Origin of the sequence: Gordonia neofelifaecis NRRL B-59395, from assembly GCF_000192435.1 — a bacterium.
Lineage (GTDB): Bacteria > Actinomycetota > Actinomycetes > Mycobacteriales > Mycobacteriaceae > Gordonia > Gordonia neofelifaecis.
The window spans coordinates 1-21166 of sequence record NZ_AEUD01000018.1 but is presented as its reverse complement, the minus strand read 5'-3'; the positions used below and the strand labels follow the sequence as shown (position 1 = coordinate 21166).

Sequence of the window (21166 nt, the reverse complement as noted above, 5' to 3'; positions counted from 1 at the left end):
CGACGACCGGGTGCGTCAGCTCCGGCCCGCGCCCGCCAGTGCAGCCGTGTCGGCGGCGGACTCGGAGACGCCCGTGCCCGCCGACCAGTCGTGGTCGTCACCGGCCCGCCACTCCACGATGGTCAGGAACAACCCACCGCCAGACGCCGTCAGTCGGCTACGGTGCCAGGTCAGCGGCTCGACCTGAACGGCGGCGGTGGTTTCGCTTCGCGGTGACATGTATCGGCGACTGAACAATCGCCATAGGGTCGCGGCGTCGATCTCCGAGCCCTCAGCGTCGGTGTGGCGCTGCACTTCGCGCGCAAAGTTGATCTGCAGTCGGCGCGGCAGGTCGATGCCGTACTCCTCGGCGAGCAGGTAGGCGATCCCGCCCTTGCCCGACTGGGAGTTGACCCTGATCACCTCGTCATAGGTGCGACCGAGGTCGGTGGGATCGATCGGCAGGTACGGGACCGCCCATGCGGCGTCGGCGACTGCGACGCCCGCATCGGCCGCCGCGTGGCGATGCTGTGCGAACCCCTTCGCGATCGCATCCTGGTGAGTGCCGCTGAACGCGGTATGGACCAGGTCTCCGGCGTACGGATGCCGAGGATGCAACTCGATCCGATTGACCTCCTCGACCACCCGTCGGATCTCGTCGATGTCGGAGAAGTCGATCATCGGGTCGACGCCCTGCGCGTGAAGATTCAGTGCGAGCGTCGCAATGTCGACGTTCCCGGTCCGTTCGCCGTTGCCGAAGAGGCAGCCCTCGACGCGCTGTGCTCCGGCGAGAACCGCCAGTTCGGCGCAGGCGACACCCGTGCCGCGGTCGTTGTGCGGGTGTACGGACAGGATCACCGACTCTCGGCGGTCGAGGTGGGTGTGCATGTACTCGATCTGGTCCGCGTAGACGTTGGGCGTCGCGACCTCGACCGTCGCGGGCAGATTCAATACGACCGGCCGATCGGGCGAGGCATCCCACAGCCGGGTCATCGCATTGCAGACCTCCAGCGCGAAGTCCGGTTCGGTGAGGTTGAAGACCTCCGGGGAGAACTCGAATCGGACATTGGGCAGGTCGCCTGCGAACTCGAGCATGTCGCGGCCGCCGCGGAGGATCAGGTCCAACAGGTCCGACCGGGACTGTGCCAGGACGACCTCGCGCCAGACCGGCGCGGTCGCGGTGTACAGGTGGACGACCACCGGGTTGGTGATGCCCCGAATCGACTCGATTGTGCGCTCGATCAGGTCGCGTCGGGCAGGCGTGAAGACGACCAGGGTCACATCGTCGGGGGCGAGGGCCGTCTCGGCGATGAGCCGCACGAATGCGAAGTCGGTCGCCGAGGCGGAGGGGTAGCCGATCTCGATCTCCTTGTACCCCATCGCAACCATCAACTCGAACATCCGCTGCTTGCGGTCGGGGTCCATAGGTTCGGGCAGTGCCTGATTTCCATCGCGGAGATCGACCGGAACCCACAGCGGCGCTTCGGTGAGCCGGTTGTCGGGCCAGCGCCGATAGGTCGCGCGGACATCGACTCGGCTGAACACGTCGCGGTATCGGTGGGACGGCATTTGCGATCGGCGTTGCCGATTCCACGCGGGTGCGTGGTCGGGGATCGGTCCGCGCGGAGTGTCGACGCCACCGAACGAACTGGTCGGCGTGGTGATCGAGAAGGCGGCTGGGGTCGGCATGGTGAATATCGCTTTCGCTGGGTGTCGAGGGTCCTTCACCGGCGTCAGCGACCCACAGAGAGTCGCCGGTGAAGTGGATCAGGACTCTCGGTGGCAGATAAGCCGAAGTGCGCGGTAGTTCGCCATGGGGCTAGACTATACACAAACCCATCAGACAAGTAGAGGAGTAGGGAATATGCCCGCACAGGTCCGCAGGACCCCGCTGGCCGACCAAGCTGCTGAACTCCTGCTCGAACGTATCCGCGCGGGCGAGTGGGAGCTGGGGCAGAAGCTGCCGGGGGAGAGCACTCTGGGGCCGCAGTTGGGCGTCGGACGGTCGACGCTGCGCGAGGCGATCAGGCAGTTGGCCGGGCGCGGCGTGCTGTCGTCGCGGCAGGGCGCGGGCGTGTTCGTCGCGGCACTGGACGCGCCCGAGCACTGGGACGACGTCCTCTGGAAGGCCGACATCACCGCGGTCCTCGAAGTGCGGACCGCGCTGGAGACCGAGGCGGCCGCGCTCGCTGCGCAGCGTCGGACACCCGCGCAGTTGCGTGCGATCCGCAGCGCGCTCGAGACGCGCCGCCGGACTCGGAGCGGGATCGACGAGCACGTCGCCGCCGACATCGACTTCCATCGCAGCGTGGTGGTGGCCGCGGGGAATCCGGTGCTCATCGAGATCTTCGACTCGATGACCCCGCGGGTGCGCGCCGCGATGGTCGAGATGTTGCGGATCCGTCGCGACTTCGGCGGCGATGCGGACCATCGGGCTCACGCCGATATCGTCGACGCCGTCGCGGAGAAGGACGGCGCTGCTGCTGCGGCCAGTGCACGGACGCATCTGGACGGACTCAAGGAGGCACTCGCATGACGGACCCGCAGGAGGTCTTGCGGCTCGACGCCGTGACTTTCCGCCGCAACGGCAGGCAGATTCTGCACGGCATCGACCTGACCGTGCGAGCGGGAGAGCACTGGGCTCTCCTCGGCCCCAATGGTGCGGGCAAGACGACGATCGTCGGATTCTGCGCGGCCCAGACGCACCCGACCTCCGGGACCGTCGACGTGCTGGGCAAGCGGCTCGGCCGGGTGGACACGGCGGAACTGCGCAAGCACATCGGTCACGTCAACCCCCGGCATCGTCTGCAGACGAGTCTCACGGTGACCGAGGTCGTGCTGACCGGAGTCACCGGAACCATCGACCTGCCGATGCGCTGGTCGCCGTCCGATGATCAACGAGCCCGGGCGGCGGCGCTCGTCGCTGACGTCGGGATGACCGCGCGCGCCGACTCCGATTGGCACACCCTCTCCCAAGGCGAGCGCGGTCGTGCGCTGATCGCGCGGGCGCTCATCGGTGACCCGGAACTGCTGCTGCTCGACGAGCCGACGACCGGACTCGACGTGGCCGCACGCGAGCAGTTGCTGGAGACGGTCGACTCGCTCGCGGTGTCGGCGCCGGAGGTGGCGTCCGTACTGGTCACGCATCATCTCGAAGAACTGCCGGAGTCGACGAGTCACGCCGTCGTGATCCGCGACGGTTCGGTGGTCGCCGCGGGAACGGCGGCCGACACGGTGACCTCCGAGGTCATCACGGCAGCGTTCGCCCATCCGATCGGCGTCGACTACGCCGACGGCCGGTGGAGCGCACGCGCCGTGCGGGTGCGTTGACCGCTCAGACCGTGAGCATCACTTTGATCGCCTCGCGCCGGTCCATCGCGCGGTAGCCCTCGGCGGCCTGCTCGAGGGGCAGCGACAGGTCGAACACCCGGCCCGGGTCGATCTCGCGTGCGGCGATCCGGCGCATCAGGTCGGGCAGGTACCGGCGGACGGGTGCCGGCCCGCCGTGCAGGTGAACGGCCGAGTAGAACAGCTTGTCGCCGGGGAGCTCCACACCGTGCGAGACGCCGACGAAGCCGACGTGCCCGCCGGGGCGGGTGGCGCGGACGGCCTGCATCATCGACTCCTGGGTTCCGACCGCCTCGACCACCGAGTGCGCGCCGAGTCCGCCGGTCAGCTCCTTGACGGCCGCGACGCCCTCCCTCCCGCGCTCGGCGACGATGTCGGTGGCGCCGAACGCGCGTGCCAGTTCCTGGCGGTCGGCGTGGCGGCTCATCGCGATGATGCGGTCGGCGCCCATCTCGCGCGCGGCGAGCACGCCGAGCAGACCCACCGCACCGTCACCGACGACGGCGACGGTCTTGCCCGGCCGAACTTCTGCGGCGTCGGCGGCGAACCATCCCGTTCCGAGGACGTCGGACGCGGCGAGGTACGAGGGAAGGAGGTCGGCCTCGGGCGGTGCGGGGGTTGCGACGAGGGTGCCGTCGGCCATCGGAATCCGCGCGTACTCGGCCTGGGTGCCGATGCCGCCCATCGGATGGACGTTGACGCATCGCGACTGGTATCCGGCCGCGCAGATCTCGCAGGTGTTGTCGGAGGCCATGAACGAGCCGACGACGAAGTCGCCGACCTTCACCGTCCGGACGTCCGGACCGACCTCCTCGACGTAGCCGACGTACTCGTGGCCCATCGGCGCCTCATCGACCTCGTTGGCTCCGCGATAGGGCCACAGGTCGGAACCGCAGATGCAGGTCGCGGCGAGGCGGATCACCGCGTCGGTCGGCTGTTCGATCCGCGGATCGGGACGATCGACGACGCTGACGTTTCCGGGCGAATGCATGATGACTGCGCGCATGCGTTCCACGGTAGTGCGCGGCGATCGACCGCGCAGCGGCCTCCTCCGTCCCCAGCGGAATACCAGGATGTCCGCGTACGTTGATTAACAACGGTCAAGTACTCAGGAGGGTCCGTGCAGTTGAGGCAGTCGTCGACGTTCGCCTCGCTCGCCGTACCGAACTTCCGCACGTACATCTCGGGGGCACTGGTCTCCAATGTCGGAACCTGGGTGCAGCGCGTCGCCCAGGACTGGCTGGTCCTTCAGCTCTCGGGCGGTTCGGCGATGGCGGTCGGCGTCACGACCGCCCTCCAGTTCGTCCCGGCGCTCGTCCTCTCGCCGTTCGGCGGAGTGCTGGCCGACCGGTTCGACAAGCGCAAGCTGCTGATGTTCACGCAGAGCTGGATGGCGCTGAGCGCCCTCGTCCTCGGTCTGCTGGCGGTGTCCGGCGTGGCGCAGACGTGGCACGTCTATGTGTTCGCCGTTGTCTTCGGCATCGGCACCGCGCTCGACGCACCCGCGCGCCAGGCGTTCGTCTCAGAGATGGTCGGCACCGAGCGCCTCACCAATGCGATCGGGCTCAACAGTTCGGCGTTCAACGCCGCGCGCCTCATCGGTCCCGGGGTCGCGGGACTCATCATCGCCGCGTTCGGCAGCGGATGGGCCATCCTGAGCAACGGCGTGAGTTACCTCGCCTTCCTGCTTGCCCTGCTCCTGCTCCGCGAGGACAAGCTCGTCCGGACTGAACGACTGTCGCGTGCGAAGGGACAGGTGCGCGAGGGAATCCGCTACGTCGCCGATCGAGCGGACCTGCTCATCGCGCTCGGCGTCGGGTTCGCGGTCGGCACGTTCGGCCTGAACTTCCAGATGACCAACGCGCTGATGGTGCGCAACGAGTTCCACCTCGACGCCCAGATGTACGGATTGCTGGGCACCGTCTCCGGCGCGGGGTCGCTCCTCGGTGCGTTGCTGGCCGCCAGACGGAAATCGTCCCCGGGGCTGCGGTTCGTGGTGATCGCTGCCCTGGCGTTCGCGGTCGTCAACGTGCTGTCGGGGATCGCTCCGACCCCGATCCTGTACGGCCTGGTCCTGCCCCTCGTCGGGCTGTCGGCGCTGTTGTCGTTGACGGCGACCAACATGTTCGTGCAGATGCACGTCGATCCGCAGGTGCGCGGCCGCGTGATGGCGCTCTACATGACGGTCTTGATGGGCGGCACGCCGATCGGCGCGCCGCTGCTCGGACTGCTCGCCGAGTGGTTCGGCCCGCGGGCGCCGCTGATCGGCGGCGGACTGATCCAGGTCGCGGTGATCGCCGCGGTACTCGCCCTGGTCGCGGCGCGCGTGCAACGCGGACGGTCGGAGGGCATCTCCGGCCTCGCTCCCGACAGTCGCCTCCGCATGTTCGCGGCCGTTCCGGCGGTCGCTCCCGACCCTGCACACGAGTGCTGACCTGAGGCGACGACGAAGGCCCTGACTCCGCGGAGTCAGGGCCTTCCCCGTTGTATCAAGGCCGCCGTTGTATGAGGGCGACTGTCGGATCAGGGCGTGACGATGGAGAAGTCGGGGTCACCCGGATCGATGACTGCGGCGAGTCGTTCCAGCACCGTCGTGTCACCGCTGAGTTCGATACCCGCCTCGGCGAGTCGGTCGGCGGAGAGAGCTCCGGTGGCGAGGACGGGAAGCGCCTGCTTGGTCGTCGTGATGGTCAACTCGGCCTCGCCGTTCTGCGGCGCAGCGCTGTAGGTGAGCGCGCCGTTGGACAGCCGGAGCCGGTAGCGGACGTCGGCGTCGGTCAGCACCACGTCGATGCTCAGCTTCAGGTCCCAGGCGTGCGGGCCGTCGATCTGGATAGCGACGGCGTCGAAGAGCATCTCCGGCGTGAGTGCGGAGATCACGTCCGGCGACGCAGAGACGGTCGGCGTGCCGAACTTGCCTTCGCGGAGCTCGGTGGCGCCGGACAGGTAGATGTTGCGCCACACGCCGTTCTCGCATCCGTAGCCGAGCTGCTCGAACGTGTCGGCGAGGAGCGTGCGGGCCCCGGCGTGGTCGGGTTCGGCGAATACGACGTGACTGAGGACTTCCGCCGCCCACCGCAGGTCGCCTTCGTCGAAGGCCGCCTGTGCATTGGCGACGGCCGCATCGGCGCCGCCTGCGAGCTTGACGTAGCGCTTGCCCTGCTCGACCGGCGGGTGCTGCCAGAGGTGCGCCGGATTGCCGTCGTACCAGCCCATGTAGCGCTGGTAGATCGCCTTGAGGTTGTGGCTGACCGATCCGTAGTAGCCGCGGGCGTGCCAGGCGTTCTCCAGCACGGGTGGGAGCTCGAGATGCTCGGCGATCTCGATTCCGGTCCAGCCCTGGTTGATCAGCCGGAGCGACTGGTCGTGCAGGTAGGCATAGAGGTCACGCTGTTCCGAGAGGAACTTCACCACGCGCTCGTTGCCCCACGTCGGCCAGTGGTGGGAGGCGAAGACGACCTCTGCCTCCCCGCCCCACAGGTCGATCGTCTCGGTCAGGTAGCCGGCCCACGCGTGCGGATCGCGGACGAGTGCACCGCGCAGGGTGAGCAGGTTGTGGAGGGTGTGAGTGGCGTCCTCGGCCGCGCACAGCGCCTTGTGGTCGGGGAAGTACACCAGGAACTCGGCAGGCGCCTCGGTGCCGGGGGCCATCTGGAAGACCATCCGGACTCCGTCGACGACTTCCTCCTGACCGGTGGCGGTGATGTCGAGCGTCGGCGCGATCAGGGTGATGTTGCCGGTGGCGACCGTCTGCGCCAGACCGGTGCCGATGGCGCCCTGCGGGCCGCGCGCGAGGGCGGCGCCGAACATGTATGCCGACCGGCGCGCCATGGCGGTGCCCGCGTAGACGTTCTCGGAGGCCGCGTGCTCGGTGAAGTGCTCGGGCGCGATGACCGGAACCCGGCCGGAGTCCACGTCCTCCTGGGTGGTGATGCCTCGAACGCCGCCGAAGTGGTCGACGTGTGGATGGGTGTACAGCACGCCGGTGACCGGTCGGTCACCGCGATGCTCGCGGTACAGTTCGAGCGCCGCCGCTGCGGTCTCCTCGGTCACCAGCGGGTCGAGGACCAGCACGCCGGTGTCGCCCTCGATGAAAGTGACGTTCGCCAGATCGAAGCCGCGGACCTGATAGATCCCCGGAACCACCTCGAAGAGGCCCTGGATCGCATTGAGCTGCGACTGCCGCCACAGGCTCGGATTCGCGGTATCGGGTGCCTCGCCCTGCAGGAAGTCGTAGGTGTCGTTGTCCCACACCACGGTTCCCTCGGCGTTCCGAATCGCATTGGGAACCCGCTTGCCGAGCAGGCCGCGATTGGCGTCCTCGAAGTCCTGGGTGTCGGAGAACGGCAGCCGCTCCCGCAATGCGGCGTTCTGCGCGATGATGGTGGGCGTTGCCTCGCGTGAATGAGATGTCATCTTTTCCCTTAGGTAGACCGCCAGTTCCGCTCCACCGTAAGCTCCGGCCGCCTGCCTCCGCCCCGAGGACTCACCGTCATCGGGTGAGGTCGCCCTCCCGCGCGCCGCGTCGGGTGCGGGCGGTCCGACATCGGCCGACCACACTTCGGTAGCCTGCATCCGGTGACCAACAGTGCGCCCCTCGAGTCCGTGAACGCCCGCATCGCCAAGGAGCTCGCCGTCGGCGAAGGTCAGGTGGCCGCCGCGGTGAAGCTGCTCGATGAAGGCTCGACCGTTCCGTTCATCGCGCGCTACCGCAAGGAGGTCACCGGCAGTCTCGACGACGCGCAGTTGCGCCTCCTCGACGAACGACTGCGTTATCTGCGTGAACTCGACGAGCGTCGGGCGGCGGTCCTCGCCTCCATCGAGGAGCAGGGCAAGCTGACCGATGCACTGCGTGCGTCGCTGCTGGCCGCCGACACCAAGGCACGTGTCGAGGACATCTACCTCCCGTACAAGCCGAAGCGACGGACCAAGGCGCAGATCGCTCGGGAGGCCGGCCTCGCGCCGCTCGCCGACGCGCTGCTCGCCGATCCGTCGCTGACTCCGGCCGACGCCGCCGCGGCCTACCTGTCCGACGACGTCGCCGATGCCGCGGCCGCACTCGAGGGCGCCCGGCACATCCTCATCGAGCGTGCGTCCGAGGACGCCGAACTGGTCGGTGCGGTCCGCGAGAAGTTCTGGGCCGACGGCACGATGCGCACCGAGGTACGGCCGGGGGCCGAGGCGAGTGCGGTGGCGCAGAAGTTCCGCGACTACTTCGACTTCAGCGAGCCGCTCGATGCGATGCCGTCGCACCGGGTGCTGGCGGTCCTGCGCGGCGAGAAGGAGGAGGCGCTGAGCCTCACCTTCGACGGTGGCGAGGACGAGGGCTACCAGGCGATGGTGGCCGCGACGCTCGGCGTCGATCTGTCGAATCCCGGCGCGGCCACCGAATGGCTGTCCGGAACCGTCCGGTGGGCATGGCGGACCAAGCTGATGATCACCGCGACGATCGACGCGCGAATGAAGCTGCGGAGCCGTGCCGAGGACGACGCCGTCGCCGTCTTCGCGACCAACCTCAAGGATCTCCTGCTGGCGGCACCGGCCGGAACTCGCGCGACGCTCGGACTGGACCCCGGATTCCGCACGGGCGTGAAGGTCGCCGTCGTCGACGCCACCGGCAAGGTGGTCGACCACTGCGCGATCTTCCCGCACAAGCCGCAGCAGCAGTGGGATCAGTCCAAGGCCACACTCGCCGCGCTGATCGCACGACACGGCGTTGAATTGGTCGCCATCGGCAACGGGACGGCCTCACGCGAGACCGATCAGCTGGCCGGTGAACTCCTCGCGGAGATCGCGAAATCCGGAGCGAAGGCCCCCGTCAAAGCCGTCGTGTCGGAAGCGGGCGCCTCGGTGTACTCGGCGTCCGAGTACGCCTCGCAGGAACTCCCGCAGCTGGACGTCTCCATCCGCGGCGCGGTGTCGATCGCGCGCCGTCTCCAGGATCCGCTGGCCGAGCTTGTGAAGATCGACCCGAAGTCGATCGGCGTCGGGCAGTACCAGCACGACGTCTCGGCGACCAACCTCGCCCGCAGTCTCGACGCGGTGGTCGAAGACGCGGTGAACGCGGTCGGCGTGGACCTCAACACCGCGTCGGCACCGCTGCTGTCCCGCGTCTCCGGTGTCACGCCGACGCTCGCCTCGGCGATCGTCGCGCATCGTGACCAGACCGGCGCCTTCCGGAGCCGCGCCGCGCTACTCGACGTGCCGCGACTCGGTCCCAAGGCGTTCGAACAGTGTGCCGGCTTCCTGCGGATCCGCGGGGGCGAGGATCCGCTCGACGCATCGGGTGTGCACCCGGAGTCGTACCCGGTGGTCCGCAAGATCCTCGACCGCAGCGGGCGCGAGCTCGTCGAACTCATCGGCGACAGCAAGACCCTCCGGACCTTGAAGGCCGCCGAGTTCGCCGACGAGCAGTTCGGTGTCCCCACGGTCACCGACATCCTCGCCGAGCTGGAGAAGCCGGGGCGCGACCCGCGCCCGGCGTTCACCACCGCGACGTTCGCGAGCGGCGTCGAGAAGGTCTCCGACCTCCAGCCCGGCATGGTGCTGGAAGGCGTCGTCACCAACGTGGCGGCGTTCGGCGCCTTCGTCGACGTCGGCGTGCACCAGGACGGCCTGGTCCACGTGTCGGCGATGGCCGACCGTTACGTCTCGGATCCGCACGAGGTGGTGCGGTCGGGACAGGTCGTCAAAGTCAAGGTGCTTGCGGTCGACGTGGACCGTCAGCGGATCGGCCTGTCGTTGCGACTGAACGACGAGGCCGACAGGGCGCGAACCGGCGGTGATCGACGCGGAGAGAACGGCCGCGGAGCGGGCGGCGGTCGTGGGAGCGGTGGTCGCGGCGGCAACGGTGGTCGTGGGGGCGGTCAGGGTAACGGACGCGGTCAGGCCAAGAGTGGCGGTCAGGCGAAGGGCAACGGGCACCGCGACGAACGGCCGGCAGGCGGTTCGATGGCTCAGGCGTTGCGTGACGCGGGATTCGGGCGCTGACGCACCGTCGCTGAGGCGGTCGCCGGCGGAAACTCACTTGGCCGGCCGGGCTGTCTGACCCTACTGTCGTGGCATGGCGGAGAGTCCGGTCAACGTCGAGGCGTCGGATGACGCCGCCGCCCGCCGGCGTCCGGCGAGCCGGCGGAACCGAACGTTCGCGGCGATCCTCGGCAACACCGCCGTCGCCAACCTGACGACGAGCTACCTGTTCTTCGCACTGACCTTCTGGATCTATCTCGAGACCAGAAACGTGATAGCGACGGGCGTCGTCGGCGGCGGATACATGCTCGCGATCGCGCTGTGCAGTATCGCCTTCGGCACGTTCGTCGATCGATTCCGGAAGCTCACCGTGATGCGGGCGTCCGCGGCGTTCACCACGGTCGCGTTCGCCGCCGCCGGGGCGGTGTACTTCGTCGCAGGCGACTCGATGCGGTCACTCACCTCGCCGTGGGTCTGGCTGTTCTCGGTGATCGTGCTCGCCGGCGCGGTGGTCGAGGTTCTCCGTGACGTCGCGCTGTCGACGACGGTGACGATCCTGATCGACTCCGACCGACGCGCGAACGCGAACGGTTACGTCGGCGCCGTCCAGGGACTCTCATTCGTGTTCACGAGCGTCTTCTCCGGACTGTCGGTGGGCTTCTTCGGCATGGGGCCCACGATCGTCTTCGCCGTCGCCCTGACCCTGATCGGATGGCTGCATCTGCTCACCATCCGGATGCCGGAGGAAGCGGTCGTCGCGGCGTCGGACGCAGCGGGTGCCTTCGACGTGCGCGGGGCGTGGCTCGCGACTCGTGCCGTGCCAGGCCTGCTCGCCTTGATCGTGTTCTCGATGTTCAACAACTTCGTCAGCGGCGTCCATATGGCGCTGCTCGATCCGTACGGACTCGAGCTGTTCTCGGTCCAGAGCTGGGGGCTCGTCTTCGCGTTCGGCGCGACCGGATTCATGCTCGGCGGAGCGCTCATCGGCAAGTTCGGACTCGGGTCGAACCCGATGCGCACGATGCTGCTGGGCGTCGTGGTGCTGGGGGCGATCAGCATGCTGTTCGCCATCCGTGAGTGGAGTTGGCTGCTGGTCGCGGGCGTCTGGCTGTTCATGCTCACGATGCCGGCGATCGAGGCCGCCGAACAGACGGTCATTCAGCGGGTGGTTCCGCTGCCGCAGCAGGGGCGCGTGTTCGGCTTCGCGGGGGCACTGGAAGCGTCGGCGGCACCCCTGACGTCGTTCGTGGTCGCTCCGCTGGCTGAGCAGTTCGTGATCCCGTATGCACGGTCGGCCGACGGCGCGGACCATTTGGCGCCGTGGCTGGGGGAGGGCGACGCCCGCGGCATCGCACTGATCTTCGTGGCCTCCGGCGCGGTGATGATCGCGGTGGCGGTCGCCGCCTTCGGCACTCCGGTGTATCGAAGGATGTCGGAGGCCTATCGGGCGGCGAAGTGACGCGGGCGTGGTCCGGATGCGCTGCGGTACCGCCGATGTCAGAGGTCGCCGATACAGTTCACGGTATGAGCATCAGCATTGGAATGATCACCGTCGACACGACCGATGCGGTTCGGCTCGGCAATTGGTGGGCGGACGTTCTCGGCGGCCGAATCGTGGCGGAGAACGATGGCTGGTTCGTGATCGTGTCCCTGGGCGAGGGCTCGCCCGCCCTCGTGTTCCAGAAGGTCGACGACCCGACGCCCGGCAAGAACCGGATTCACCTCGATCTGCAGACAGCAGACATGAAGGCGGAGGTAGCGAAGCTGACCGCGGCAGGGGCGACTCTCGTCGAAGAGCGCTCGATGGGTGACGGGCTGGTCTGGACGACCCTCGCCGATCCCGACGGCAACGAGTTCTGCGTCGCGACCCACTGATTCACCGAGCGCCGGTCACAGGTCACCGAGCGCCGGTCACAGGTCGTCGGTGTTGACCATCCGCCGTCGGACCGAGAGCAGTTCCACCTCGGGACGAGCGGCCCCGAAGCGTTCGACGGTGTCGAGAACCTCGGTGGCGTGTGCGGCGTCGCCGCTGACCATGGCGACGCCGATCATCGTCCGCCGATGAACGTCGCGATGGTCCACCTCGGCGACCGTGACGTCGTAACGGCGCCGGATCTCGGCGACGAGGGGGCGGACGACGGATCGTTTGGCTTTCAGCGAATGAACATCGCCGAGCAGGAAGTCGAATTCGAGAGAAGCAATCCACATGGGATCGACGACATTACGCCGATTCCGGTTCAATGCAAGCGAAGTGCCCGGGGATACAGCCGGTTCGCAAGGGCTTGTTTCCGTGATCGGTTGGCCGCCGCCGCGTCCGCGGTGAATCCGCCCGCGGTCGGCGGGGCAGGCACGTCGGCGTCCCCTGACACGACCGTCCATGCCGACCCCGCTGCGATCAGCGAGCCGTGCTTGGCGCCGTAGTAGTCGGGCCGCGGGATCACTGCGACGCCCGAGTCGCCGGCTGACGCCGCCACCAGGTGCGGATGGAAACGCGTCGAGAGCCAGGTGCGACCTCCGCCGGTCGGGAGCCCCGACTCCCAGAGCTCCCGGAATGGGACGCGCCGCGCATCGCCGAGCCGACTTCCCAGCCGATCGGCGATCAGCAGGTCGAGTCCCGGATTGCACTCGACCACCGTCACGTCCGAACCGGGCACGCGCCATTCGTCGAGCGTCGCGCGAACGAACGCGGTCAGCGCATCGGGTCCGCGGCGCCCACGCCAGGCGAAGTCGGCCGTCAAGTCTCCTTGAATGCAGAGCATGAGCTCTCCGAACGAGTGCGTGCGGTCACCGGGCGCGGCCACCCGCGGCGAGAGCCACGCATCGTCGCCGGTCGACGTCGCACCGCTCAGCGGACCGATGAAGTCGGCACTGGGGCGGTCGCGCACGTCGAAGACGTCGAACTGCTCGGCGTCGGCGTGGAATCCGTCGAGGGCGCTCCCGGTGAATCCGGGGGTCAGTCCGGCACCGGTCGCGATCGCGCGAGCTCCGGTCGTACGGGCCACGGTCGCCACGATCGCCACCAGTGATCGATGCCGCGGCCAGAGATCCGTGAGGAAGCCGCCGCCGACGATGTGCACCGTGCGGGCGCGCAGCAACAGCTCCGCGCCGACGTCGGATCGGGCATCGGTGGCGAGGGTCTCGGCGAGCGCCGGTGAACGCAGGTCTGCGGGCGAGTTCGTCAGCCGCCAGACCGTGTCGACGAAGACGGCCCGTCGGTTGGCGCGCCTCAGAAGCAGCGCGGACTGACCCGGATGCGGACTGTCGACGACCACTCTCGTGAACGGCCGCCGCATGGCGAGATGGCGCAGCCACGCTTCGGTGATCAGCTCGTCGCCGAAGTTGGGGAAGCCGGCCGCCGTCACCAGATACACGACGTCTCGCGTCTCGGCGAGGAACCGAGACAGTGGGCGCGAGTCGAAGGGGGAGCGCAAAACCGGTGCTACACCTCCATTCTCGAAGCTGCGGTCGTGGGCGGTCGGTCAGACCTCGCGGTCCCCGAGCAGACTCGCGACGTGGTCCGGGACGAACTTCGAGAGGGACCGGGGCGGTCGGTGGTAGCTGCCCGATTCGATGGGCTTCTTCGGGAGTTTGACCTGGGGCCGTTCGATCTCCTCGAAGTCGATGGTCGAGAGCAGGTGGGAGATCATGTTCAGCCGGGCGTGGCGCTTGTGGTCGGACTCGACCACGAACCAGGGACTGTTGGAGGTGTCAGTGTGCACCATCATCTCATCTTTGGCGCGGGAGTAGTCCTCCCAGCGGTACACCGACTCCAGATCCATCGGGCTCAGCTTCCACTGGCGCACCGGGTCGTCACGGCGGGCGCGGAAACGACGGAGCTGCTCCTCGTTCGACACGGAGAACCAGTACTTGCGCAGCATGATCCCGTCGTCGATCAGCATCTGTTCGAAGATCGGTGTCTGCCGTAGGAATCGGGTGTGCTCCTCGGGCGTGCAGAAGCCCATCACCTTCTCGACACCCGCCCGGTTGTACCAGGACCTGTCGAACAGCACGATCTCGCCGGGAGCCGGCAGCTGCGCCACGTAGCGCTGGTAGTACCACTGCCCCTTCTCCCGGTCGGTGGGCGCGGGGAGTGCCGCGACACGGCAGATCCGTGGACTAAGGAACTGGGTGATGCGTTTGATCGCGCCGCCCTTGCCCGCCGCGTCGCGGCCTTCGAATATGACGACCACTCGGGCGCCGGTGGCTCGAACCCACTCCTGCAGGGACACCAGCTCGGTCTGCAGGCGGAACAGCTCGGACTCGTAGACATCCTTCGGCAGCTTCGGGGTGTGATCGCTCTTCTTGGCCATGCACGAAGTGTATGTGAGCCGCTGCACACGGGGGATGACGACGCGCCTGTCCCGATAAGGCAAAAAGCATGTCCCCTGGGGTTAAGAAACCCGTTTCGGAAGCCCTTACCGTGATCTGCACCTCATCAAATCTCCGCTGTCGCACACCTCACTCCCATTCGGTGGGCGGCAGCGGGCCACAGCCCGATCGTCCCCCCAGACACCTTGACCGAGGAGAGATCCATGACCCAGACGACGACCTCCGTCGAAGCGCCCGCCATGCGGGTCGACTCGGCGGATACTAGTGGCTCGATGCCTGCCTCCCCGCCGCCGCGCCGTCGAATCTACCCATGGGTGGTCGCGGCGCTCGCCTTCGGCCTGCTGCTGTCGGACTACATGTCCCGCCAGGTGCTCGCCGCGGTCTTCCCTCTTCTGAAGGCGGATTGGGGACTCACGGACTCGAAGCTCGCATCCCTGACCAGCATCGTCGCGCTGATGGTCGGACTGCTCACCTTCCCGCTGTCGGTCATCGCCGACCGCTGGGGTCGCGTCCGAAGCCTGGTGACGATGGCGGTGGTCTGGAGCGTGGCCACTCTGGCCTGCGCGATCGCAGCCAACTTCGAACAGATGCTCATCGCGCGATTCTTCGTCGGCGTCGGCGAAGCGGCGTACGGCAGCGTGGGCATCGCGGTGGTCTTGAGCGTCTTCTCACCGCGCCTGCATTCGTCTCTCAGCGGTGCGTTCATGGCCGGCGGTTCGTTCGGTTCGGTGGTCGGTGTCTCACTAGGCGCGGTGATCGCGGTCAACCTCGGATGGCGCTGGTCGTTCACCGCGATGGCGGTCCTCGGTCTGATCCTCGCCGCACTGTTCCGCGCCGTCGTCACCGAGTCGCGACTCAAGCGCTACGCCGTGCACGACGAGGGCACCGAGGTCGTCGACGACGGGCGTCCCGAGATCCGCGTCCCCGTCTCGACGCTGTTCACCAACTCGGCAGTCTGGTGCGCCTACCTGGCCGGTGGTCTGCAGATGTTCACCGCCGCCGTCCTGCTCTCGTGGACGCCGAGCTTCTTCAACCGCTACTACGACCTCGCCCCGGGCAAGGCCGGCAGCGTCGCCGCACTGTTCGTCCTCCTGGTCGGCACCGGCATGGTGGTCTGCGGTGTCATCACCGACCGCATCAGCCGCACCGACCCGTCCCGGAAGTGGACGATCGCGATCGTCTTCTGCGCGATCTCCCTCGTCACCCTCGGTGCCGCATTCCGCGTTGAGACCGGCCCCCTGCAGCTGACGCTGCTCGCGATCGGCGCGTTCTTCTCGGCAGGCACCTCCGGTCCGACCGCGGCGATGGTCGCCGGCCTGACTCACGAGACGGTCCGGTCGTCCGCCCTGGGCACACTCACCGTCGCCAACAACGTGCTGGGACTGGCGCTCGGCCCGTTCGTCATCGGCGTCCTCGCCGACAAGATGGGACTGATGGACGCGCTCGCCTTGGCGCCGATCTTCTACATCGGTGCGATCGCGGCGCTGATCGTCGGACACCGCGTCTACCCCCGTGGACTGCGCAAGCTCGCCGCACAGAGCGCCCGGTATTCGGCGATCCCGGCATGACCGTCGCGCACCAGTCCCTCCAGCGCCCTCAGATCGAGAAGGAAGTCATGAGCAAGATCTATTCCAGCGGTGCGGCGGCAGTCGCCGACATCGGCTCCGGAGCGCGACTCGCGGTCGGCGGGTTCGGCGTATGCGGAATCCCGGACACCCTGATCGAGGCACTCGCCGCGGGCGACGCCACCGACCTCGAAGTAGTCTCGAACAACTGCGGGATCGACGACCTCGGACTCGGCGTTCTGCTCGGCGCCGGCCGGATCTCCCGGATCGTCGCGTCGTACGTGGGCGAGAACAAGGAGTTCGCGCGGCGTTACCTGGCCGGTGAGCTCGAGGTCGAGCTGACGCCGCAGGGCACGCTCGCCGAGAAGCTGCGGGCAGGCGGCGCGGGGATCGCGGCGTTCTTCACCCCGTCCGGTGTCGGCACCGCGGTCGCCGAAGGCGGACTGCCCTGGCGCTACGCCGACGACGGCTCCGTGGCCGTCGCGTCGCCCGCCAAGGAGGTCCGCGAGTTCGCCGGGCGCGAGTACGTCCTCGAGGAGGCCATCCGCGCCGACTACGCCCTCGTCCATGCACTGATCGCCGACACCGAGGGCAACCTCGTCTTCAACAAGGCGGCGATGAACTTCAATCCGCTGGCGGCGATGGCCGGCGACGTCTGCGTCGTCCAGGCGGAGAAGTTGGTTCCGGCCGGCGAACTCGATCCGTCGCAGGTGCATCTCCCCGGCATCTTCGTCGACCGGATCGTCGAAGTCGGACCGCAGAACAAGACCATCGAGAAGCGCACCGTCGCCACGTCAGGAGTCGTCGCATGACCGCCACCATCGAGACCACCGCGAGCGCCGCGGACGCCGCAGGCCAGATCGGCTGGGACCGCAGGCAGATGGCCGCACGGGCGGCACGAGAACTCGTGTCCGGCAGTTACGTCAACCTCGGGATCGGTCTGCCGACGATGATCCCGGACGTTCTGCCCGCCGGCGTCGAGGTGACGCTGCACAGCGAGAACGGCATCCTCGGGACCGGCCCGTACCCGGCGGAGGATCAGGTCGACGCCGACCTGATCAACGCGGGCAAGGAGACGGTCACCGTGAACCCCGGTGCGTCGTTCTTCGACTCGGCGCTCAGCTTCGGCATGATTCGCGGACGCCACATCGACACCGCGGTCCTCGGCGGAATGCAGGTCTCGGCCACCGGCGATCTCGCGAACTGGATGGTTCCCGGGAAGATGGTCAAGGGGATGGGCGGCGCAATGGATCTGGTGCACGGCGCGCGGCGCGTCATCGTGCTGATGGAGCACCGTGACCGTTCGGGCGGATCGAAGATCGTCTCCGAGTGCACCCTGCCGCTGACCGGCCGGGGCGTGGTCGAACGCATCATCACCGACCTGGCGGTCATCGACGTCACGGACGACGGACTCGTGCTGCGCGAATGCGCACCGGGCGTGACGCCGGAGATGGTCCGTGAGGCCACGGCGGCGGACCTCGGCTGACCCTCGCTCACGCAGACTCGTCCGGCTGATCCCGAAACGCCTCGGGATCAGCCGGACGCGTCTGTTTGCGCCATTGCCTCGGGCTCACGCCGAACTGCTGGGTGAACCACCGCGAGAAACTGCTCGGCGTCGAGAAGGCGAGCATCTCCGAGATCTCGGTGAACGAGTGGCGTTCCCCCGACACCAGTCGGCCCGCGAGGTCGGCCCGGGTGGAGTCGAGCACCTGGGTGAAGGTGAGACCGGCTTTGGCGAGCCGCCGATGAACCGTGCGGCGGTCGACGCCGAGGCTTCGCGCGATCTGGTCGATCGAACATCGACCGGTCGGCAGCAGCATCTCGATGAGTTCGTGCACCCGCGCTTCGACGGTCGGCTCGGCATCGCCGACCTGAGCCTCCAGCAGCCGCTCGGCATACGAGACCAGGCCCGGATCGGAGGCCCGGTTCGGCTGATCGAGATCCGACGTGTAGACGACGATTCCGTTGTAGTCGCCGGAGAACTTCAGGGGAGCGTCGAAGAGTCGGCGATGCGTGGTGTCGTCGAGCGGCGCCGGGTGAGTGAACGTGACGGACACCGGACTCCAGCGGTCGCCGAGGAGACTCGCGAGGAGTTGCCGGACCACGGCGACCGCCAGTTCGACGGATTGGCGCACGGGTGCCGGTTCGCCGATGTCGACGCTCACCTTGATCGTCGAGAGACCGGCACGATCGGTGACCTCCATGTAGAGCGCCTCGTTGTACATGTGCTGGTATCTGATCAGCATGGTCAGGGCGGTGCGGGCGTCGGGCTGTTCGCGAAAGCTCATGCTCAGCGGGCCCAGTGCAGACAGCCGTCGATTCTCCGCGAGGCGGAGGGCGAAGTCCGCGCGCCCGGAGGCGGCCGCGGACGTTTCGAGCAGGCGGGCGATCGACCCGGCCGGAATCCAGCGATCTTGCAGGTCCAGGCCTGCGGCGTCGAGCGAAGCGGCGCGAAGCAGATGCATCGGGTCGATCTTGAATCGCCGGCTCAGCTCGATGTAGCCCGACAGTGCCGCGTATCGAGCGAGTGGTTTGGACATCCTTCGGCTCCCGATGTGACGCAGTCAACTAGGTGTCCCCACAAGGAAAGAAAACTGTCCCACAGGGATAAGTGTGACCACCATACCGCGAATAACTTGGTGTCAGTTGAATCACACCGATTACGAGCGACAAGGAGCTCTTCTCATGGCAAACGCGATCCGCTTCTACGAGACCGGCGGACCCGAGGTCCTCAAGTGGGAGACCGTCGAGGTCGGCGATCCGGGGGCCGGTGAGGTCCGCGTGCGCCACGAGGCCGTCGGTCTGAACTTCGCCGACACCTACTTCCGCACCGGCATGTACCCGGCGCCGCTGCCGGCAGGCATGGGAGTCGAGGCCGCAGGCGTGATCGAGGCCGTCGGCCCCGGCGTGGAGGGCTTTGCCGAGGGCGATCGCGTCACCTACACGGGCAGCCCCCTCGGTGCCTACAGCACCGAGCGCGTGATGCCGATCGACAGCCTGATCCACCTTCCCGACGCGATCCCGTTCGAGACCGCGGCCGCCATGACCATGCGGGGACTGACCACCTCGTACCTGCTGCGCCGTATCGCTCCGCAGCTCAAGGCCGGGGACACTGTTCTGCTGCACGCGGCCGCAGGCGGCGTCGGTCTGCTGTTCTGCCAGTGGGCACGGGAGCTCGGCATCACAGTCATCGGCACCACCTCCACCGAGGAGAAGGCGGCCGTCGCGAAGGCACACGGAGCCGAGCACATCATCAACTACCGCACGGAGAACGTCGTCGAGCGCGTTCGCGAGCTCACCGACGGCAAGGGCGTCCCGGTGGTCTTCGACAGCATCGGCGCGACGACCTTCGACGACTCGCTCGACTGCCTGTCCCGCCGCGGCCTGCTCGTCGGCTTCGGCACCGCGTCGGGCCCGATCCCGCCGATCGACGCCCTGCAGCTGGCGATGAAGGGCTCGCTGTACGTGACCCGGCCCGCACTGGCCGACTACATCGCCGATCCCGCCGAGCGGGCCGAACTCGCCGGCGAACTCTTCGGACACGTCGCCGCCGGGCGGATCAAGGTCGAGATCAACCAGCACTACGCCCTCGAGGAGGCGCAGCAGGCGCACAAGGATCTCGAGTCCGGTTCCAGCGTCGGCTCCTCGGTCTTCACCTTCTGAGTCCGCCGAGCCACTCCCGCCAACCCTTTTCGAACGCTCCCCTCAAGGAGGATGACATGACCGCCGTACAGACCCCGATCGCGACGCGACCGGCCGCCACGATGAACGTTGAGCGCCTGACCTGCAGCATCGGCGCCGAGTTGCACGACGTCGACCTCGCCGAGGTGGCGCGTGACGACGACCTCTTCGCCGAACTGAAGTCGCATCTGCTCGACCACAAGGTGCTCTTCTTCCGCAACCAGACCATGAGCCGCGGCGAGCACGTCGCACTCGCCGAGCGCTTCGGCGAGCTCGAGGACCACCCGGTCCTGGGCAGCGACCCCGAGCACCCCGGACTGGTCCGCATCTACAAGGGCCTCGACAGCCCGCGCGAGGCCTTCGAGAACTCGTACCACTGCGACGCCACCTGGCGGGTCAACCCGCCGATGGGATCGGTGCTGCGCTGCGTCGAGGGCCCGGAGGTCGGCGGCGACACGATGTGGGTCAACATGGGCCTCGCCTACGAGCGGCTGCCCGAGCGCGTCAAGGAGCAGATCGAGGGCCTGCGCGCCCGCCACAGCATCGAGGCGTCGTTCGGCGCCCGCATGCCGATCGAGCAGCGTCTCGCCCTGAAGGAGAAGTTCCCGGATGCCGAGCACCCGGTGGTCCGCACCCACCCGGAGACCGGCGAGAAGATCCTCTTCGTCAACAGCTTCACCACGCACCTGACGAACTTCCACACCGACGCCAACATCCGGTGCGGCATCGACTACGCACCCGGGGCCGGCGAACTCCTTCGCTACCTGCAGAGCCAGGCGACCATCCCCGAGTACCAGGTGCGGTGGCGGTGGACGCCGAACAGCGTCGCGATCTGGGACAACCGCTGCACCCAGCACTACGCGGTCCAGGACTACTGGCCCGCCGTCCGAAAGATGGAGCGCGCCGGAATCATCGGCGACCGCCCCTTCTGATCGGCACCCCCTGAGACGACATCACTCCCACTCCCGCGGTTGCGCAGAGGCACGATGGCACCGCAGGTCGGACCGATCAGCCGCCGATTAGCCGCTGAACGCATGTCACACACCTCGACCCCAGGACCGCTGCGCCGTCTCATCAGCGAATCTAACTACCTCTCAGTGACCTGCCTGCCCGCGTCCCTGGTTAGGATGGAGGAGCACATCCAGAAGGCGGTGGACTGCTATGAGGCCGGCGCGACGGTGCTGCACATTCACGTGCGTGAGCTCGACGGGAAGGGCTCGAAGCGGTTGTCGAAGTTCAATGAGCTGCTGGCGGGTCTGCGGGAGGCGGTGCCGGACATGATTCTGCAGGTCGGC

The 21166-nt window shown here is 67.9% G+C and carries 18 protein-coding genes and 1 pseudogene; 12 read left to right on the top strand and 7 right to left on the bottom strand.

All coding sequences use genetic code 11. The features are described from left to right. Positions 1-15: 15 nt before the first annotated feature. Positions 16-1668: a 2-isopropylmalate synthase gene (locus SCNU_RS17065; RefSeq protein WP_009680659.1), complete on the bottom strand. Its 1653-nt coding sequence runs from the start codon at positions 1666-1668 to the stop codon at positions 16-18. A 175-nt stretch (positions 1669-1843) separates the two neighbouring features. On the opposite strand from SCNU_RS17065, the gene SCNU_RS17060 reads away from it, so the two are divergent. Together SCNU_RS17060 and SCNU_RS17055 are read left to right on the top strand one after the other, a co-directional pair. Then, positions 1844-2515 (top strand): FadR/GntR family transcriptional regulator, encoded by a 672-nt coding sequence (locus SCNU_RS17060; RefSeq protein ID WP_009680658.1) that lies wholly within the window; start codon positions 1844-1846, stop codon positions 2513-2515. Continuing rightward, positions 2512-3309, top strand: a complete 798-nt coding sequence (locus SCNU_RS17055; RefSeq protein WP_009680657.1) for an ABC transporter ATP-binding protein — start codon at positions 2512-2514, stop codon at positions 3307-3309. Before SCNU_RS17060 ends, SCNU_RS17055 begins: the two co-directional genes overlap by 4 nt. A gap of 4 nt (positions 3310-3313) precedes the next feature. Here SCNU_RS17055 and SCNU_RS17050 read toward each other — a convergent pair whose 3' ends face one another. After that, positions 3314-4333, bottom strand: a complete 1020-nt coding sequence (locus SCNU_RS17050) for a zinc-dependent alcohol dehydrogenase family protein (RefSeq protein ID WP_009680656.1) — start codon at positions 4331-4333, stop codon at positions 3314-3316. 114 nt (positions 4334-4447) lie between these two features. Between SCNU_RS17050 and SCNU_RS17045 the strand changes: the two genes are divergently transcribed. Beyond that, positions 4448-5761 carry an MFS transporter gene (locus SCNU_RS17045; RefSeq protein ID WP_009680655.1) on the top strand — a complete coding sequence of 438 codons (1314 nt, stop codon included), beginning with the start codon at positions 4448-4450 and terminating at the stop codon, positions 5759-5761. 89 nt (positions 5762-5850) lie between these two features. On the opposite strand, the gene SCNU_RS17040 is transcribed toward SCNU_RS17045, so the two are convergent. Then, positions 5851-7743, bottom strand: coding sequence for an alkyl/aryl-sulfatase (locus SCNU_RS17040; RefSeq protein WP_009680654.1), 1893 nt, complete (start codon positions 7741-7743; stop codon positions 5851-5853). Between the two features lie 162 nt (positions 7744-7905). On the opposite strand from SCNU_RS17040, the gene SCNU_RS17035 reads away from it, so the two are divergent. From SCNU_RS17035 to SCNU_RS17025, 3 genes are all read left to right on the top strand, one after another. Then, complete coding sequence (locus tag SCNU_RS17035; protein ID WP_009680653.1) at positions 7906-10317, top strand: Tex family protein; 2412 nt, start codon at positions 7906-7908, stop codon at positions 10315-10317. Between the two features lie 73 nt (positions 10318-10390). Beyond that, entirely contained in the window at positions 10391-11755 is a 1365-nt protein-coding gene (locus SCNU_RS17030) for an MFS transporter (protein ID WP_009680652.1), read from the top strand. Positions 11756-11820: 65 nt separating this feature from the next. Further along, positions 11821-12171 carry a VOC family protein gene (locus SCNU_RS17025; protein WP_040518750.1) on the top strand — a complete coding sequence of 117 codons (351 nt, stop codon included), beginning with the start codon at positions 11821-11823 and terminating at the stop codon, positions 12169-12171. A 36-nt stretch (positions 12172-12207) separates the two neighbouring features. Here the strand turns inward: SCNU_RS17025 and SCNU_RS17020 are convergent, their stop codons facing one another. Genes SCNU_RS17020 through ppk2 form a run of 3 tightly spaced genes read right to left on the bottom strand, consistent with a single transcriptional unit; the run spans position 12208 to position 14606 of the window. Further along, positions 12208-12504: a DUF503 domain-containing protein gene (locus tag SCNU_RS17020; protein ID WP_009680650.1), complete on the bottom strand. Its 297-nt coding sequence runs from the start codon at positions 12502-12504 to the stop codon at positions 12208-12210. A 29-nt stretch (positions 12505-12533) separates the two neighbouring features. After that, the gene (locus tag SCNU_RS17015; protein ID WP_009680649.1) at positions 12534-13727 is read right to left on the bottom strand and encodes a polysaccharide pyruvyl transferase family protein; all 1194 of its coding nucleotides are present in this window, start codon (positions 13725-13727) and stop codon (positions 12534-12536) included. Positions 13728-13775: 48 nt separating this feature from the next. Further along, a complete protein-coding gene (gene ppk2, locus SCNU_RS17010; RefSeq protein WP_009680648.1) occupies positions 13776-14606 on the bottom strand; it encodes a polyphosphate kinase 2 in 831 nt (276 codons plus the stop codon). A gap of 222 nt (positions 14607-14828) precedes the next feature. On the opposite strand from ppk2, the gene SCNU_RS17005 reads away from it, so the two are divergent. The 3 genes from SCNU_RS17005 to SCNU_RS16995 are packed head-to-tail and all read left to right on the top strand — an operon-like array spanning position 14829 to position 17676. Beyond that, positions 14829-16193 carry an MFS transporter gene (locus SCNU_RS17005; protein WP_040518747.1) on the top strand — a complete coding sequence of 455 codons (1365 nt, stop codon included), beginning with the start codon at positions 14829-14831 and terminating at the stop codon, positions 16191-16193. Between the two features lie 47 nt (positions 16194-16240). Next, a complete protein-coding gene (locus SCNU_RS17000) occupies positions 16241-17002 on the top strand; it encodes a CoA transferase subunit A (protein WP_040518767.1) in 762 nt (253 codons plus the stop codon). Continuing rightward, positions 16999-17676, top strand: coding sequence for a 3-oxoacid CoA-transferase subunit B (locus SCNU_RS16995; RefSeq protein ID WP_009680644.1), 678 nt, complete (start codon positions 16999-17001; stop codon positions 17674-17676). The genes SCNU_RS17000 and SCNU_RS16995 overlap by 4 nt, the downstream gene beginning before the upstream one ends. Before the next feature lie 7 nt (positions 17677-17683). On the opposite strand, the gene SCNU_RS16990 is transcribed toward SCNU_RS16995, so the two are convergent. Next, positions 17684-18730 carry an AraC family transcriptional regulator gene (locus tag SCNU_RS16990; RefSeq protein WP_009680643.1) on the bottom strand — a complete coding sequence of 349 codons (1047 nt, stop codon included), beginning with the start codon at positions 18728-18730 and terminating at the stop codon, positions 17684-17686. Between the two features lie 145 nt (positions 18731-18875). On the opposite strand from SCNU_RS16990, the gene SCNU_RS16985 reads away from it, so the two are divergent. From SCNU_RS16985 to SCNU_RS20250, 3 genes and pseudogenes are all read left to right on the top strand, one after another. Next, complete coding sequence (locus SCNU_RS16985) at positions 18876-19853, top strand: quinone oxidoreductase family protein (protein WP_009680642.1); 978 nt, start codon at positions 18876-18878, stop codon at positions 19851-19853. 56 nt (positions 19854-19909) lie between these two features. Then, positions 19910-20803 carry a TauD/TfdA dioxygenase family protein gene (locus SCNU_RS16980; protein ID WP_040518746.1) on the top strand — a complete coding sequence of 298 codons (894 nt, stop codon included), beginning with the start codon at positions 19910-19912 and terminating at the stop codon, positions 20801-20803. 195 nt (positions 20804-20998) lie between these two features. Beyond that, a pseudogene (locus SCNU_RS20250) lies at positions 20999-21166 on the top strand (3-keto-5-aminohexanoate cleavage protein); the annotation flags it as partial.